The organism is Cupriavidus pinatubonensis (assembly GCF_019602855.1).
Lineage (GTDB): Bacteria > Pseudomonadota > Gammaproteobacteria > Burkholderiales > Burkholderiaceae > Cupriavidus > Cupriavidus pinatubonensis.
In genome coordinates this window covers 3,430,929-3,445,745 of the sequence record NZ_CP080767.1, presented here as the reverse complement: position 1 = coordinate 3,445,745, position 14,817 = coordinate 3,430,929, and the positions used below count along the sequence as shown (strand labels likewise).

At 67.0% G+C, this 14,817-nt stretch carries 15 protein-coding genes; 8 read left to right on the top strand and 7 right to left on the bottom strand.

The genetic code is table 11. The features are described 5' to 3' along the window. Positions 1-8: 8 nt before the first annotated feature. The 5 genes from grxD to hemA form a co-directional block, all read right to left on the bottom strand. Positions 9-320 (bottom strand): Grx4 family monothiol glutaredoxin, encoded by a 312-nt coding sequence (gene grxD, locus K2O51_RS28630; protein WP_011299192.1) that lies wholly within the window; start codon positions 318-320, stop codon positions 9-11. A 117-nt stretch (positions 321-437) separates the two neighbouring features. Then, positions 438-1,307: a peptide chain release factor N(5)-glutamine methyltransferase gene (gene prmC, locus K2O51_RS28625; RefSeq protein ID WP_011299191.1), complete on the bottom strand. Its 870-nt coding sequence runs from the start codon at positions 1,305-1,307 to the stop codon at positions 438-440. A gap of 159 nt (positions 1,308-1,466) precedes the next feature. Beyond that, positions 1,467-1,793 carry a hypothetical protein gene (locus tag K2O51_RS28620; RefSeq protein WP_140950665.1) on the bottom strand — a complete coding sequence of 109 codons (327 nt, stop codon included), beginning with the start codon at positions 1,791-1,793 and terminating at the stop codon, positions 1,467-1,469. A gap of 195 nt (positions 1,794-1,988) precedes the next feature. Next, entirely contained in the window at positions 1,989-3,071 is a 1,083-nt protein-coding gene (gene prfA / locus K2O51_RS28615; protein WP_011299189.1) for a peptide chain release factor 1, read from the bottom strand. 95 nt (positions 3,072-3,166) lie between these two features. Next, positions 3,167-4,471, bottom strand: coding sequence for a glutamyl-tRNA reductase (hemA, locus tag K2O51_RS28610; RefSeq protein ID WP_220631084.1), 1,305 nt, complete (start codon positions 4,469-4,471; stop codon positions 3,167-3,169). Between the two features lie 157 nt (positions 4,472-4,628). On the opposite strand from hemA, the gene K2O51_RS28605 reads away from it, so the two are divergent. Continuing rightward, a complete protein-coding gene (locus K2O51_RS28605; protein ID WP_011299187.1) occupies positions 4,629-4,874 on the top strand; it encodes a hypothetical protein in 246 nt (81 codons plus the stop codon). 49 nt (positions 4,875-4,923) lie between these two features. Here K2O51_RS28605 and K2O51_RS28600 read toward each other — a convergent pair whose 3' ends face one another. Next, positions 4,924-5,691, bottom strand: coding sequence for a 5'-methylthioadenosine/adenosylhomocysteine nucleosidase (locus tag K2O51_RS28600; RefSeq protein ID WP_011299186.1), 768 nt, complete (start codon positions 5,689-5,691; stop codon positions 4,924-4,926). Positions 5,692-5,825: 134 nt separating this feature from the next. Here K2O51_RS28600 and K2O51_RS28595 point away from each other — a divergent pair, with 134 nt between their 5' ends. Genes K2O51_RS28595 through K2O51_RS28585 form a run of 3 tightly spaced genes read left to right on the top strand, consistent with a single transcriptional unit; the run spans position 5,826 to position 8,466 of the window. Next, positions 5,826-6,854: a DUF2157 domain-containing protein gene (locus tag K2O51_RS28595; protein ID WP_140949676.1), complete on the top strand. Its 1,029-nt coding sequence runs from the start codon at positions 5,826-5,828 to the stop codon at positions 6,852-6,854. Continuing rightward, positions 6,851-7,975, top strand: a complete 1,125-nt coding sequence (locus K2O51_RS28590; protein ID WP_041679720.1) for a DUF4401 domain-containing protein — start codon at positions 6,851-6,853, stop codon at positions 7,973-7,975. The genes K2O51_RS28595 and K2O51_RS28590 overlap by 4 nt, the downstream gene beginning before the upstream one ends. Next, the gene (locus K2O51_RS28585) at positions 7,972-8,466 is read left to right on the top strand and encodes a GDYXXLXY domain-containing protein (RefSeq protein ID WP_011299183.1); all 495 of its coding nucleotides are present in this window, start codon (positions 7,972-7,974) and stop codon (positions 8,464-8,466) included. The genes K2O51_RS28590 and K2O51_RS28585 overlap by 4 nt, the downstream gene beginning before the upstream one ends. Before the next feature lie 68 nt (positions 8,467-8,534). Here K2O51_RS28585 and ychF read toward each other — a convergent pair whose 3' ends face one another. Continuing rightward, positions 8,535-9,626: a redox-regulated ATPase YchF gene (gene ychF / locus K2O51_RS28580; protein WP_041679719.1), complete on the bottom strand. Its 1,092-nt coding sequence runs from the start codon at positions 9,624-9,626 to the stop codon at positions 8,535-8,537. A gap of 114 nt (positions 9,627-9,740) precedes the next feature. Here ychF and K2O51_RS28575 point away from each other — a divergent pair, with 114 nt between their 5' ends. The 4 genes from K2O51_RS28575 (at position 9,741) to K2O51_RS28560 (ending at position 14,806) form a co-directional block, all read left to right on the top strand. Continuing rightward, on the top strand, positions 9,741-11,018 hold the full coding sequence (locus K2O51_RS28575; protein ID WP_140949680.1) for a UbiH/UbiF family hydroxylase: 1,278 nt from the start codon (positions 9,741-9,743) through the stop codon (positions 11,016-11,018). Between the two features lie 40 nt (positions 11,019-11,058). Next, complete coding sequence (locus K2O51_RS28570; protein WP_011299180.1) at positions 11,059-11,808, top strand: DsbC family protein; 750 nt, start codon at positions 11,059-11,061, stop codon at positions 11,806-11,808. 123 nt (positions 11,809-11,931) lie between these two features. Further along, positions 11,932-12,936: an acrylyl-CoA reductase (NADPH) gene (gene acuI / locus K2O51_RS28565; RefSeq protein WP_011299179.1), complete on the top strand. Its 1,005-nt coding sequence runs from the start codon at positions 11,932-11,934 to the stop codon at positions 12,934-12,936. 55 nt (positions 12,937-12,991) lie between these two features. Then, positions 12,992-14,806: a M61 family metallopeptidase gene (locus tag K2O51_RS28560; protein WP_220631691.1), complete on the top strand. Its 1,815-nt coding sequence runs from the start codon at positions 12,992-12,994 to the stop codon at positions 14,804-14,806. The last annotated feature ends 11 nt before the right edge of the window (positions 14,807-14,817 follow it).

Below are 14,817 nucleotides of genomic sequence, written 5' to 3'. Positions count from 1 at the left end.
GGCAGTCCTCAGCCTTTGAGCAGGGTCTGCAGTTCGCCGTTCTGGTACATCTCCATCATGATGTCCGAGCCGCCGATGAACTCGCCGTTCACGTAGAGCTGAGGGATGGTCGGCCAGTTGGCGTATTCCTTGATGCCCTGGCGGATGCCTTCATCGTCCAGCACGTTGACCGTGGCCGGCGAATCCACGCCGCAGGCCTTCAGGATCTGGATAGCGCGGCCCGAGAAGCCGCACATCGGGAACTGCGCGGTGCCCTTCATGAACAGGACCACCGGGTTGCCCTTGACGATCTGGTCGATCTTTTGTTGCACGTCACTCATGGTTGCTTTGTCGGTTGAGGGGCACCTGACCGTCAGGCGCCACCGGGTGTCGAAGGCCGCACGGTGACCGTGCGGTGGTGATCTGGCTGCAAATTTTACCGGAATCGCCGCCAGCCTTCAGGCGGCCGGCCGGCGGCGCCCTCCAGTGCAGCGCTGCTGTCCGGCGAGGTCCCGTGCGGTGAAGACCTCGGTGAAGCCGGCACGCTCCAGCAGCCCTTGTGTGGCCTCGGCCTGGTCGTAGCCATGCTCCATCAGCAGCCAGCCGCCTGGCAGCAGCCGCCCGTGCGCGCCGGCGACGATCGCCGCCAGGTCGGACAGTCCGTCTTTGTGATCGGTAAGCGCGTCGATCGGTTCGAACCGCAGGTCACCCTCGATCAGATGCGGATCGCCTTCGGCGATATAGGGCGGGTTGCTGACGATCAGGTGGAAATGCAGTTCGGCCGGCAGCGCGGCATACCAGTCCGACACCAGGAAATGGATGCGGTTGGCGCCAAGCGCGCTGGCATTGTCCTGCGCCACCATCAGCGCGCCGGGCGAGATATCGGTGGCCCAGACTTCGGCATCGGTCCGTTCGCGTGCAATGGTCACGGCCAGGATGCCCGAGCCCGTGCCCAAATCGAGCACGCGCGGATGCGGCACGCCGGCCAGCCGCGCGAGCGACGATTCGGCGGCGATTTCCGTGTCGGGGCGCGGGATCAGCACATCGGGCGTGACGCGGAACTTGCGGCCGAAGAACTCGCGCTCGCCGATCAGGTAGGCCATCGGCTCGCCGGCCAAGCGCCGCGCCAGCAGCGTGGCAAAGGCATCGCGCTGCGGCAGGGTCAGGGTGTCGCCGTCACGCGTGATCAGCTGGGTGCGGGTCAGGCCCGTGACGTGGGTCAGCAGCATCCGCGCTTCCAGCGTCGGCAGGCCGGCCATGGCGGCGAGCGACTGCGCTTCACGCACGGTGGGAGTAGCCGGCAAGGCGCCGGACATGGCAGGGGACATCGGCAATGCGGGGACGGATACGCCGGCGGCAAACCGCCAGCCAAAAAACAAAAAACCCCGCCGGGCGTTGGCCTGGCGGGGCTTTCGGCGGGTCTGGCAGCTAGGGAGACAGTGTAGCGCTGAACCCTGGCGGCAGGCGTGAAACCCGCGTCGCGGTCATTACTTATTGACGGCGTCCTTGGCCTTGTCGGCGCCGGCGTTGACGGCATCCTTGGCGGCTTGCTTGGCGTTTTCCATGGCGTTGCCGGCGTCGACCTTGGCCTTGTCCGCAGCGGCGGAGACATCAGCAGCGGCGTTGCTGGCCGCGGCCTTGGCGGCATCGGCGGCGTTGCTGGCGGCCGCGGCGGCATCGCTGGCGGCGGCCTTGGCCGATTCAGCCGCGTTCTGCATGGCGGTATCGGCGCTCGGCGTAGCGGGGGCTTCTTCCTTCTTGCTGCAAGCGGCCATCGCCGCGGTGATCATCAACAAAGCGAGCAGTTTCTTCATGATTTCGTCCTTATGTCCGTGCGTCAGGAGAGACAAATGCCGGCAGCTTCTTGTGTAGCCGGTCGAGAACGATTATAGACAGCGGCCCTATGGCCGCCAGTGCTGTTTCAAGCATTTACAACAGATACAAAGCGTTCGATGCAGTTGAGCGGTGTTGCTGCGATGTAATGCTTAAGGCACTCGCCTAGGCGCGCCTTAGCTATCCTCTCCGAGCGCTGCCAACTGGTCGGCCTGATGCTCGGCCGCCAGCGCGGACACCAGCTCTTCAAGGTCGCCGTCCATGATCATGTCGATCTTGTAGAGCGTCAGGTTGATGCGGTGGTCGGTCACGCGTCCCTGCGGGAAGTTGTACGTGCGGATGCGGTCGCTGCGGTCGCCCGAGCCGATCAGGTTGCGGCGCGTGCTTGCCTCCTTCGCCTGCGCGGCGCGCATCTGCTGGTCCTTGATGCGCGCGGCCAGCACCTTCATGGCCTTGTCCTTGTTGCGGTGCTGGCTGCGGTCGTCCTGGCACTCGACCACGATCCCGGTCGGCAGATGCGTGAGGCGCACGGCCGAGTCGGTCTTGTTGACGTGCTGACCGCCGGCGCCCGATGCGCGGAACGTGTCAATGCGCAGGTCGGACGGATTGATCTCGACATCGCCGACTTCATCGGCTTCCGGCATCACCGCGACCGTGCAGGCGGACGTGTGGATGCGGCCCTGCGCCTCGGTAGCCGGCACGCGCTGCACTCGGTGGCCGCCCGACTCGAACTTCAGGCGCGAGAACGCGGCATCGCCGGCAATGCGCACGATCACTTCCTTGTAGCCGCCAAGATCCGATTCCGACTCGCTCATGATCTCCACCTGCCAGCGCTGGCGCTCGGCAAAGCGTGTGTACATGCGCAGCAGGTCGCCCGCGAACAGCGCGCTTTCCTCGCCGCCGGTGCCCGCGCGGATTTCGAGGATCAGGTTGCGGTCGTCGTTCGGGTCCTTGGGCAGCAGCAGCTTCTGCAGGCTGCCTTCCAGGCTTTCCAGCCGTTCCCGCGCGCTGGCGATCTCGTCGGCGGCGAAGTCCTTCATCTCCGGATCGTCGAGCAGCGCCTGCGCCGTAGCGAGGTCGTCCTGCGCCTGTCGATAGAAGCCGTACTGCTCGGCCACCGGCGACAGTTCGGCATGCTCGCGGCTGAGCTTGCGGTACTGGTCGATATTGGCGGTCGCGTCCTCGCGTGCGAGCAGCGCGTTGACTTCCTCGAGTCGCTCGGCCAGTTGGTCGAGCTTGGCAAGCATGCTGGCTTTCATGGGATTCCGGGTGGGGAAGGCAGGATACCGGGCCCCGATGGGGGCGGGCGGCGGTTGCCGGCGCGCATTGCGCGCGGGCGCAGCGATCAGCGCGGCTAGCGCTCGGAGTGGCTGCTTTGGCGGAACAGGCCGGGCACCAGGCGCACCAGCGCCTCGCGGTCCTCGCCCTGCATATGGTTCAGCGCATGGGTCGGGCCATGCAGGAACTTGCGCGTGAGCGCGCCGGACAGCGCTTCGAGCACGGCTTCCGGATCGTCGCCACGCGCCAGCATGCGGCGCGCGCGTTCGAGTTCGGCCTGACGAATCGACTCGCCGGCAGTCTGCAGTTCGCGGATGACCGGCACCACGCTGCGCGTCTCCAGCCAGTGCATGAAATTCTGCACACGGCTTTCGATGATGGCCTCGGCCTGCGCCACGGCAGCCTGGCGAAGGGCGTTGCCTTCGCGCACGACAGCGCCGAGATCGTCGACGGTGTAGAGGAACACGTCGTCGAGGCGTGCAACCTCCGGCTCGACGTCGCGCGGCACGGCCAGGTCGACCATCATGATCGGGCGGTGCTTGCGGCGCTTGACCGCGCGTTCCACGGCGCCAAGCCCGATGATCGGCAGCGAGCTCGCCGTGCACGACACCACGATATCGAACTCATGGAGTCGCTCGCCCAGTTCCTGCAGGCGGATCGCCTGCGTCGTCAGGCCCTGTTCGGCAAGTTGCTCCGCCAGCTTCTCGCCACGCTCGACGGTGCGGTTGGCCACCACCACCTGGCGCGGCTTCTGCGCGGCGAAGTGCGTCGCGCACAGCTCGATCATCTCGCCCGCGCCGATGAACAGCACGCGCTGCGTCGAGACGCTTTCAAAAATCCGTTGTGCCAGCCGTACCGCCGCCGCCGCCATCGACACCGAATTCGCGCCGATCTCGGTCTGGCCGCGGACTTCCTTGGCGACCGCGAACGTGCGCTGGAACAGCTGGTTCAGGTACGTGCCGAGCGAGCCGGCTTCGCCGGCCGTGCGCACCGCGTCCTTGAGCTGGCCCAGGATCTGGGTTTCGCCAAGCACCATCGAGTCGAGCCCGCTGGCGACGCGGAACGCGTGCCGTACGGCTTCGGACTGGGGCAGGGAATACAGGTGCGGTGCCAGGTCGGACGCCGGCACGTTGTGGTGCTGCGACAGCCACCGCAACGTGTGCTCGAAACCTTCGGCGCCCGGCTTCAGGATGTCCGTCGCGCAGTAGATTTCGGTGCGATTGCAGGTGGAAAGGATGGCAGCTTCGGTACCATTGCGCCCGGCCAGATGTGTGCGCAGCGCCCCAAGTGCGGGTTTGATCTGCTCAAGCGGAAACGCCACCCGCTCGCGAAGCGAGACTGGTGCCGTCGTGTGATTGATGCCGATCGCGAGCAGTTGCATTTGTAGGGACTGGTACCGGGTCCGCAGCGTGTGCGGCCCGATTGCCATTATAACGTCGGGATCGGATCTTGCAGGCCGGCGCGGCGGCCAGAGGCCAGAGCCGAATCGTTACGCGGATGCCACTGCTTTGTGGCGATAACAACACATGGGAGCGAGGATGTTGGGCACGTTGATCGTCGGACTGCTGGTCGGCCTGAGCGCGCGGCAGATGCATCCGGCCGGCAGGGTGGTTTCCCTGCCAGCCGCGGTGGTGCTTGGCATGGCGGGCGCCGCGGCGGCTTTCTACGGCGGGCGCGCGCTCCACTTGTTTATCGACGGCCAGCTCAGCGGCTGGCTCGCGGCGATCGTCGGCGCCGCGCTGCTGGTCGGCGTGTGGGGCGCGTTGCGGCCCCGCCACGGATAACTTCAGAACTGACGATCGCGCAGGAATCGGCAGCCGCGTTTGATGGTGGTCAAGCGCGCGCGGCCAGGAACCGCCGCAGGATGCCATCCGAATAGTGGCTGGCGACCTGCTTCAGAAATGCAGGGAAATCCACATGCGCACTGTCGTCGGCGCGGTCGGAGATAGTCCGCATGACCGCGTAGCGCACGCCGTATTCATGGCAGACCTGCGCGACGGCGGCCCCTTCCATTTCCACGGCCATCAGTCCCGGCAGGCGTTCGCGCAGTTCCGCGACGGCCACGGCCGAGTTGATGAACTGGTCGCCACTGGCGACGAGCCCAAGCTGCAGCGCCGGCGTGCCGATGCCGAAGTGTTCGCGCACCCCTGGCGGCACATCGGTCGGCAGGTCGTCGCGCAGGAACCGGTTGGCCGCCGCGCGCAGCGCTTCGGTCAGGGTGGGATCGGCGGGAAAGCGCACGCAGTCCAGCAGCGGTATTTCATGGCGCGGGAACAGCGGACGCGCGTCCATGTCGTGCTGCATGGTTTCGCTGGCGATCACGATATCGCCGACGCGCACGCCGTCGCCGACGCCGCCGGCCAGGCCGGTAAAGACGACCTCCTGCACGCCGAATTCGCGGATCAGCGTGGCCGTGGTCGCGGCTGCGGCGACCTTGCCGACGCGGGCAAGCACGAGCACGCACGGCTGTCCGTGCAGATGGCCCACGTGATAATCGCGCATGCCGATGCGGTGGATGGCCGCGCGGGCGTCTTCATGGCGCATGGCAGCGACCAGGCTGTCGACTTCGTCATGCAGGGCGGCGAGGATGCCGAGGGTCATGGGGGACGTGCTGGAAGCGAAAAGCCAAAGCATACCGGCGCACGCCGGGCCCTCATAGGCCGCCTTGATCTTTCCACGTGCGGCGCTGGCTGCGCTTTGCTAGAGTCGATCCATTCCGACTCCGGGGCACGTGCATGACCATGACATCGACGCCGGCAACCGGCGATCGCCGCGCCATCCGCCAGGCCCTGGCGGATTGGCGCGCAGAGGGGCGGGTCGCGGCCGGCAGCGTGGCGCGCCCCTGGGCCGGCACTGAGCCCGAAGCGGCCGACTGGCACCGCTGGCTCGACCACGCGCTGCTTGCGCTCGGCACGGTATTGCTCTGTGCGGGCGTGATCGTCTTCTTCGCCTTCAACTGGCAGGACCTGCACAAGTTCGCGAAATTCGGCGTCCTGGCGGCGGCCATCAGCCTGCTGGCCGGGTTTGCGCTGGTCCGGCCGGGCGGCGACATGGCGGGCCGCGCGGCACTCGGCGGCGCGCAAGCGCTGGCCGGCGTGCTGCTCGCCGTGATCGGCCAGACCTACCAGACCGGGGCCGACGCCTGGCAGCTCTTCGCGCTGTGGGCCCTGCTGGCGGTGCCATGGGCGCTGGCGGCGCGCGTGGCGCCGCACTGGTGGCTCGTGATCGTGATCGGCAATGTAGCGCTGCTGCGCTACCTCAGCGTACGGCTCGGCGTTGGCGGCATGTTCGAGCTGCTGTTCGATGCCCGCCACGCGCGCACCACGACGCTGCTCTTGCTTGGCGCCGTGCTGTTTCAGCTTGCACTGTGGGCCTGGCTTTGCGCGCATGCCGCCGCATTCGGCTTCCGCGGCCAGACGGGCGCACGCATCCTGGCCGCGATGGCCTGCTTCCACGCGGGTTTCGTGGGCCTGTCCGCGCTATTTGCGAACCGGCCCGACTTGTCGGCGTTCGGACTGGCGGCGCTGGCGCTGCTCGCCTTGGGCTGGTGGTTCCGGCAGCGCGCCTTCGACATCGTGGTGCTGAGCCTGGCGAGCCTGACTGGCATCGTCCTCGTCGTAGCCGCAGTCGGTCGCCTGCTGCTGGAAGGCAAGGCCGATTTCGGCGCCTTCCTGCTGCTCGGGCTGCTTACCGTAGGCATGGCGGCTGGTGCGGCCGCGTGGCTGATGCAGGCTTACCGGGCACAAGCCGTGGAACTGTCATGACCGATACCGTTCAGACCGAACAAGCGCTGTGGCGCGAGCTGGCCTTGCGGCGCGAGGTGCAGGGCGAACTCATTGCGCGGGTACGCACGCCATGGGCGGTGCGCGCGCTGATGGGCGCAGCCGGATGGCTCGGCGCACTGTTCTTCCAGATGTTCTTCCTCGGCGCCGTATTCGTCGCGGTGCGCGAGAACGCCGCCGCTATCGCGCTGACCGGCCTAGCGATGATTGCGCTGGCGGCAGTGCTGTACGGGCGCAGCGGCACGGGGATCGCACTGGGACAGTTTGCGCTGGCAGTGAGCCTGAGCGGCCAGGGCATGGCAGTCTATGGCGTCGCCACGGTACTCGGCGGTGAGCGGCTGGTCGAGACCGCGCCTTTCTGGGTCGGGCTTGCCGTATTCGAAGCGCTGCTGTACGTGCTGATCCCGAACCGATTGCACCGCTTCCTAGCTGCGACAGGCGTGTGGATCGGCCTGGCAGTCGCTGTCCATCTTCTGCTGACGGACTCGGTGCGCCATGCGTGGCTGGCCATTCCATGGTCGCTGGGCTGGCTGGCGCCGGCCGCTTGCGCGCTCGCGGCGTGGTTCACTGTCGCCGAGCAGCGCCTGTGCGCTGCGGGCCGGCATGTCTGGCTGGAGCCCGCCATGGATGCCACGCTGTTATTCGCGCTGGGCGCGGCGCTGGTGGTGACGGGTGCCAGCCATCCATTGGCTTGGCTGGAGATTCCAGAAACCGTGCCGCTCTTTACCAGCGCGCGCTGGCTGGCAGGCGCGTTGGTCGGCGTGGTGCTGGTTGGCTTCGCGTGGATGGAATGCCAGCGGCTTGCCTTGTGTGGTCCGGCAACTGCCGTCGTGCTTGCCGGCACAGCGGCATTCGGCGTGCTGATGTCCGCAGCGCCCGCTGTCGGCGCCGGTGCGCTCGCGCTCGGACTGGCGCTGCGGCGCGCTTCGCTGCCATGGCTGGGCCTCGGCATCGCCGCCATTGCCATCGGCTTTATCTGGTACTACAGCTCGCTGCACTGGACGTTGCTGGCCAAGTCCGCCACGCTCGTTGCCGCGGGAATCGTGCTGCTCGGCCTGCGCCAATGGCTCATGCGTGGCGCGCTGGTAAAGGAGGTCGCATGAAACGATGGACCCTGATCGCCTGGGCACTCACGCTGGCGCTGGCCGCCGTGGGCATCTTCGGCAAGGAACGCGTGCTGGCACGTGGCGATACCGTCTACCTCAGGCTCGCCCCGGTCGATCCGCGATCGCTGATGCAAGGCGATTACATGGCGTTGAACTTTGCCATCGGTGCTGCCATCCGTGCTGCGCAACCAGAGGGGTTCGAGCGGCGCAACGGGGTCGCGGTCATACGGCTCGATGCGAAGCGGGAAGCTTCGTTCATCCGCCTGCATCGCGACGAGCCGGTGGCGGCGGATGAGCGGCTACTGCGCTTCCAGACAGTCGAATCGCGGTGGGGCGGCAGGCAGGTGCAGGTGTCGACGGATGCGTATTTCTTTCAGGAAGGGCAGGGCGCTCGCTTCGAGAAGGCGCGGTTTGGGGAATTCCGCGTCGATGGGAACGGGCAAGCGTTGTTGGTGGGGTTGAGAGGGGAGCGGATGGAAGAGCTGTAGATTCTCCCGATCCCGGAAAGCAAGAAAGCCCGCGATTGCGGGCTTTCTCGACTGGGGCGGGATGCAGATCAGACGTTGAACAAGAAATTCAACACATCCCCATCCTTCACCACATACTCCTTGCCTTCCGCCCGCATCTTGCCGGCTTCCTTCGCGCCAGTCTCGCCCTTGAAGGCGATGTAGTCGTCATAGGAAATCGTCTGCGCGCGGATGAAGCCGCGTTCGAAGTCGGTGTGGATGACGCCGGCAGCCTTCGGCGCCGTGTCGCCCACGTGGATGGTCCAGGCGCGAACTTCCTTCACGCCTGCCGTGAAGTAGGTCTGCAGGCCCAGCAGCTTGAAGCCGGCGCGGATCACGCGGTCCAGGCCAGGCTCTTCCATGCCGAGGTCGGCCAGGAATTCGGCCTTGTCGGCGTCGTCCAGGTCGGCGATCTCCGCTTCGATGGCGGCGCAGACGGCCACGACCGGGGAATTGGTCTGCTTGGCGTACTCGCGCACGGCGTCCAGGTGCGGGTTGTTCTCGAAACCGTCTTCACGCACGTTGGCGACATACATTGTCGGCTTGGCGGTGATCAGGCAGAACGGGCGGATCGCATCCCACTCTTCCGGCGCGAGGTCGAGCGTGCGCACGGCCTTGGCCTGGTCGAGCACGGCTTGTGCCTTTTCCAGCACGGCGACCAGACGCTGGGCTTCCTTGTCGCCGGCGCGGGCGGGCTTGATATAGCGGGCCAGCGCCTTCTCGACTGTGCCCAGGTCGGCCAGCGCCAGTTCGGTGTTGATCACTTCAATGTCCGACAGCGGATCGACCCGGCCGGCCACGTGGATCACGTTCTCGTCTTCGAAGCAGCGCACCACGTGGGTGATGGCGTCGCATTCCCGGATGTTGGCAAGGAACTGGTTGCCCAGGCCTTCCCCTTTGGAAGCGCCCGCCACCAGGCCGGCGATGTCGACAAACTCGACCGTGGCCGGCAGGATGCGCTCCGGTTTGACGATCTCGGCCAGCTTGGCGAGCCTCGGATCCGGCACTTCGACCACGCCCACATTGGGTTCGATGGTGCAGAACGGATAGTTTTCGGCGGCGATGCCGGCCTTGGTCAGGGCATTGAACAGCGTGGACTTGCCGACGTTCGGCAGGCCGACGATGCCGCATTGGAGGCTCATGGTGTCAGGCGGGAAATAGCAAAACCCATATTCTAGCGGATGGGGGCTCTCGGCCTTGCCCCGCCGCGCCATGAGCCGCCGGGGCCGCGCGGGTGAGGTGGCTATAATCCAGCCATGACCCGATCCAACGCGTCCATCCGCAATTCCTCAGCTTTCCAGATCGCCGTTGTCGGCGGCGGCATCGTGGGCAAGTCCTGCGCGCTGCTGCTGGCGCAGCAGGGCATGAGCGTGGCCCTGGCCGCGCCGCGTCCAACGCGCGGGCGCCCCCCGGCCGGGCCTGACGACTGGGATAGCCGTATCTATGCGTTTTCCGCGAGTTCGCAGGCGCTGCTCGCGCGCATGCGCGTGTGGGAGGCGCTCGATCCGTCCCGCATCCAGCCAGTGCGCGATATGCGCGTGTTCGGCGACGTGAGCGCCGCCGAGACCTCGCCGAGCCTCGATGGCGACCTGCATTTCTCGGCCTACGCCGCGGCCGTGCCGCAGCTCGCGTGGATCGTCGAGTCCGGGCTCGTGGAGCGCGCGCTCGATACCGCGCTCGGCTTCCAGCACCAGGTCCAGTGGCATGACGACACCGCCGCAAGCTTGGAGCGCGATGCCGATGGCGCCACCCTGACGCTTTCCGGTGGTACGAAGATCCGCGCGGCATGTGTGGTCGGGGCCGATGGCGCGCGCTCCTGGGTGCGCCAGCAGTGCCATATCGGCGTGACCACGCGGCGTTACCGCCAGCTTGGCGTGGTGGCGAACTTCGAATGCGAGCGGCCGCACCACGACACGGCTTGGCAGTGGTTCCTGGGCGCCCCGGAAAAGCTGATGGCCGACGAGGAGCCCGCCAACGGCGAGATCCTCGCCATGCTGCCGCTGCCGGGTTCGCGCGTGTCGATGGTGTGGTCGGCCGACGAGGCGCACGCGCATGACCTGCTCGCGCTGTCGCCAGAGGCGCTGGCCAACACAGTAATGCAAGCTGCCTCCGGCGCAGTTGGCAGCCAGTTCGGCACGCTGCGGTGTATCACGCCGGCGCAGGGATTTCCGCTGGTGCTGCAGCGCGCGGAGCAGTTTGTGCAGCCGCATCTGGCGCTGGTGGGCGACGCCGCGCATGTGGTGCATCCGCTTGCGGGGCAGGGCATGAACCTGGGTTTGCGCGATGTTGCGGAACTCGGCAAGGTCATGGCCGCCAAAGAATCTTTCCGCAGCGAGGGCGACCTGCGCCTGCTGCGCCGCTATGAGCGCGCGCGCGCCACCGACTTGCTGTCGCTGACCGCCGCGACCGACGGCCTGCACCGCTTGTTCTCGCTGCCCGGCAGCGCGGCGCGCGTGGTGCGCAACACCGGCATCCGCACCGTAGGGCGGCAGTCGCTGCTCAAGCGCATCCTGATTGAACGGGCGCTCGGCTGACGCCGGGTGCCCGGACCTTGACTGAATACCTGGAGTCGATATGTTCCAACTCATGCGCCGCCACCCTGCCTGGACCACTGCCATTGCCGGCGGCCTGGCGGCCGCAGGCTTTGCCCTGCACGCCATGGCGGCGGGCGAACCGGGCACGGACCGCATCAAGGAATCCCTGCAGAAGATGCTGGGCGGCCGCGCCGAAGTGAAGAGCGTGACCAAGAGCCCGGTGCCCGGCCTGTTCGAGGTCAATGTCGGCGGGCAGGTGGTCTACACCGATGCCACCGGCCGCTACGTGATCAACGGCGAGATGATCGATACCAAGACCGGCACCAACCTGACGGAAGAGCGCCTGGCCGACATCAACCGCATCAAGTGGTCCGACCTGCCGCTCGCGCGCGCCATCAAATGGACCAAGGGAGACGGCAGCCGCCAGGTCGCCGTGTTCTCCGATCCGAACTGCGGCTACTGCAAGCGCATCGAGCAGACCTTCCAGCAGATGGACAACATCACGGTCTACACCTTCCTGTATCCGGTGCTGTCGCCCGATTCGGAAACCAAGGCGAAGCAGGTCTGGTGCTCCGCCGACCGCACCAAGGCGTGGCGCGACTGGATGCTGAACAAGGTCGCGCTGACCGGCAACGGCAACTGCAAGACGCCGCTCGACGACAACCTCGCACTCGGCCAGCGCATGAACATCACGGGCACGCCCGCGGTGTTCTTCATGGACGGCACGCGCATTCCGGGCGCGGCCGACGCCGGCACGCTCGAACGCAAGCTCGCCAGCATCAAGAAGTAAGGATCGGCCGGCAATGTCCCGGCCCGAGCAGGCGGCCGGCTCAGTCCGGCCGTTTTGCTTTGCGGACCATCCCCGCATCATCCCTTCGCAAGATCGCCCGGCAGGGCGGCACAGGAGACTTCCATGACGTTCCAGGCATTGCTGCTGACACAGGCCGACGGCGCGACCCAGGCCAACATCGCCACGCTGGATGAGAGCCAACTGCCCACTGAGGGGGACGTGCTGGTCGCGGTCGACTATTCGACGATCAACTTCAAGGACGGCCTGGCGATCACGGGGCGTTCGCCCGTGGTGCGCAAGTGGCCGATGGTGGCCGGCATCGATGGTGCCGGCACGGTGCTGGAGTCCGCGCACCCGCGCTGGAAGGCCGGCGACAAGGTGGTGCTGAACGGCTATGGCGTCGGCGAAACGCACTGGGGCTGCCTGGCGCAGCGTGCGCGCCTGAAGGGCGACTGGCTGGTGCGGCTGCCCGATGCCTTCACGACGCGCCAGGCCATGGCGATCGGCACGGCAGGCTATACGGCGATGCTATCGGTGCTCGGACTGGAGCGCGGCGGCGTCAATGGCCCCGTGCGTCCCGGCGATGGCGATGTGCTGGTCACTGGCGCATCGGGCGGCGTGGGCACGGTGGCGATCGCGATTCTCGGCAAGCTCGGCTATCGCGTGGTGGCGTCCACCGGCAAGCGCGATGAGGCGGATTTCCTCAAGGCGCTGGGCGCAGCGGAGGTCATCGACCGTGCCGAACTGTCGGCGCCGGGCAAGCCGCTGCAGAAGGAACGCTGGGCCGCCGTGATTGATGCGGTGGGTTCGCACACGCTCGTCAACGCGTGCGCGCAGGTGCGGTACGGCGGCGTAGTCACGGCATGCGGGCTCGCGCAGGGCATGGACTTCCCGGCTTCGGTCGCGCCGTTCATCCTGCGCAGCGTGACGCTGGCCGGTATCGACAGCGTGATGGCAGCCATGTCGCTGCGCGAACAGGCATGGGCGCGGCTGGCCACGGACCTCGAGCCGGATCGCCTCAACGCGATCACGCGCGAGATCGCACTGGGCGAAGCGGTCGAAGCCGGCCGCAGCATCGTCGAAGGCGGCCTGCGTGGGCGCACGGTGGTCAACGTCAACCGCAGCTGAGCGCGTTGGCAGCCTCGGCGGATCGCGCCGAATGACGAACGATACAATCATGCCCATGACGCCGATCCGCTATGCCATCGCTCCGCTTCAACCCGAAGCGCATCTCTTCGCCGTCACCGTCACGGTGACTTCGCCCGATTCCGCCGGCCAGCGCTTTTTCCTGCCGGCCTGGATTCCGGGCAGCTACATGATTCGCGACTTCGCCCGCCATATCGTGCGCATCCGCGCCGATGCGGGGGGCAAAGCCGTGGCGCTGACCAAGCTCGACAAGCAGAGCTGGCAGGCCGCGCCGGTCGATGTTTCCGCCGGTCCGCTCACGCTGAGCTACGAGGTCTACGCGTGGGATCTGTCGGTGCGCGCCGCGCATCTCGATACGACCCACGGCTTCTTCAACGGCAGTTCGGTCTTCCTGTGCGTGGACGGACAGGAAGATCAGCCGTGCACCGTGGACATCCACGCGCCCGCCGGCGAGACCTACCGCAACTGGCGCGTTGCCACGGCGATGCGTGAAGCCTCGGGCCGTGAAGGCGCAAAGCGCTATGGCTTCGGCCGTTACCAGGTCGCTGACTACGACGAACTGGTCGACCATCCGGTCGAAATGGGCGATTTCCTGATGGCGACGTTCCGCGCATGCGGCGCCCAGCACGACGTGGTCTTCACGGGTCGCGTGCCGCAGCTCGACATCGATCGCGTTTGCCGCGACCTCAAGCGAATCTGCGAAGCGCAGATCCGCCTGTTCGAACCGCGCAGCGCACGCGCGCCGTTCCTCGACAGCAACCGCCGCTACGTCTTCATGACGATGGTCACCACCGACGGCTACGGTGGCCTCGAGCATCGCGCCAGCACCGCGCTGATGTGCGCGCGTTCGGACCTGCCTGTGCTCGCCGACAGCGAGACCAGCGAGGGCTATCGCACGTTCCTGGGCCTGTGCAGCCACGAGTATTTCCATACCTGGAACGTCAAGCGCATCAAGCCCGCGGCGTTCGTGCCATACCGGCTGCAGGAAGAAACCTACACGCCGCTGCTGTGGCTGTTCGAGGGTTTCACGAGCTACTACGACGACCTCGTGCTGGTGCGCTCGGGCTGCGTGACCGACACGCAGTATGTCGAGATGCTGGCCAAGACCTGGAATGGCGTGCTGCGCGGCAACGGCCGCACCAAGCAGAGCGTGGCCGAAAGCTCGTTCGATGCGTGGACCAAGTACTACCGCCAGGACGAAAACGCGCCCAATGCCATCGTCAGCTACTACACCAAGGGGTCGCTGGTAGCGCTGGCGCTGGACCTGACCATCCGCGACAAGACCGCCGGCCGGCGTTCGCTCGACGACGTCATGCGCGCGCTGTGGCAGCGCTACGGGCGTGACTTCTATGCGCCGGACGCCGTGCAGCGTGGCGTGACTGAAGCCGAAGTCCATGCGCTGTTCGACGAGATCACGGGCCTGCGCCTCGGCGCGTTGCTGCGTTCGCTGACCGAAGGCACCGGCGAACTGCCGCTGGCGCCGCTGTTCAAGCGCTTCGGCGTCAAGGCCGAGGCACAGAAGCCGGCCCGCACGGCGGCGCTCGGCATCAAGACCAAGACTGACGACGGCTGGGTGCGCGTGACGCAGGTGCTCGACGGCGGCGCCGCGCAGGCCGGCGGCATCTCCGCGGGCGACTTGCTTGCCGCCGTGGATGGCTTGCGCGTTGCGCCGGGGCAGCTCGACAAGCTGCTCGGACGCTACCGCGCCGGCGACCCGGTCACGCTGCACGTATTCCGTCGCGATGAACTGCAGGTGTTGCCGATCACGCTGGCACGCGAACCGGCGGCGCAGTTCAAGCTGACCTTGGAGAGCGGGAAACACGCTTCGCGCACGCGCTGGCTGGGACGCTGAAGCGTCTCCAT

What these genes read in the sequence shown, in the direction of transcription:
- K2O51_RS28585 (WP_011299183.1), top strand. Translation starts at nt 7,972, where the DNA reads ATGAAACGATGGACCCTGATCGCCTGGGCACTCACGCTGGCGCTGGCC.
- hemA (WP_220631084.1), bottom strand. Translation starts at nt 4,471, where the DNA reads ATGCAACTGCTCGCGATCGGCATCAATCACACGACGGCACCAGTCTCG.
- K2O51_RS28575 (WP_140949680.1), top strand. Translation starts at nt 9,741, where the DNA reads ATGACCCGATCCAACGCGTCCATCCGCAATTCCTCAGCTTTCCAGATC.
- K2O51_RS28560 (WP_220631691.1), top strand. Translation starts at nt 12,992, where the DNA reads ATGACGCCGATCCGCTATGCCATCGCTCCGCTTCAACCCGAAGCGCAT.
- prmC (WP_011299191.1), bottom strand. Translation starts at nt 1,307, where the DNA reads ATGTCCCCTGCCATGTCCGGCGCCTTGCCGGCTACTCCCACCGTGCGT.
- acuI (WP_011299179.1), top strand. Translation starts at nt 11,932, where the DNA reads ATGACGTTCCAGGCATTGCTGCTGACACAGGCCGACGGCGCGACCCAG.
- K2O51_RS28605 (WP_011299187.1), top strand. Translation starts at nt 4,629, where the DNA reads ATGTTGGGCACGTTGATCGTCGGACTGCTGGTCGGCCTGAGCGCGCGG.
- K2O51_RS28620 (WP_140950665.1), bottom strand. Translation starts at nt 1,793, where the DNA reads ATGAAGAAACTGCTCGCTTTGTTGATGATCACCGCGGCGATGGCCGCT.
- grxD (WP_011299192.1), bottom strand. Translation starts at nt 320, where the DNA reads ATGAGTGACGTGCAACAAAAGATCGACCAGATCGTCAAGGGCAACCCG.
- K2O51_RS28590 (WP_041679720.1), top strand. Translation starts at nt 6,851, where the DNA reads ATGACCGATACCGTTCAGACCGAACAAGCGCTGTGGCGCGAGCTGGCC.
- K2O51_RS28570 (WP_011299180.1), top strand. Translation starts at nt 11,059, where the DNA reads ATGTTCCAACTCATGCGCCGCCACCCTGCCTGGACCACTGCCATTGCC.
- prfA (WP_011299189.1), bottom strand. Translation starts at nt 3,071, where the DNA reads ATGAAAGCCAGCATGCTTGCCAAGCTCGACCAACTGGCCGAGCGACTC.
- K2O51_RS28595 (WP_140949676.1), top strand. Translation starts at nt 5,826, where the DNA reads ATGACCATGACATCGACGCCGGCAACCGGCGATCGCCGCGCCATCCGC.
- ychF (WP_041679719.1), bottom strand. Translation starts at nt 9,626, where the DNA reads ATGAGCCTCCAATGCGGCATCGTCGGCCTGCCGAACGTCGGCAAGTCC.
- K2O51_RS28600 (WP_011299186.1), bottom strand. Translation starts at nt 5,691, where the DNA reads ATGACCCTCGGCATCCTCGCCGCCCTGCATGACGAAGTCGACAGCCTG.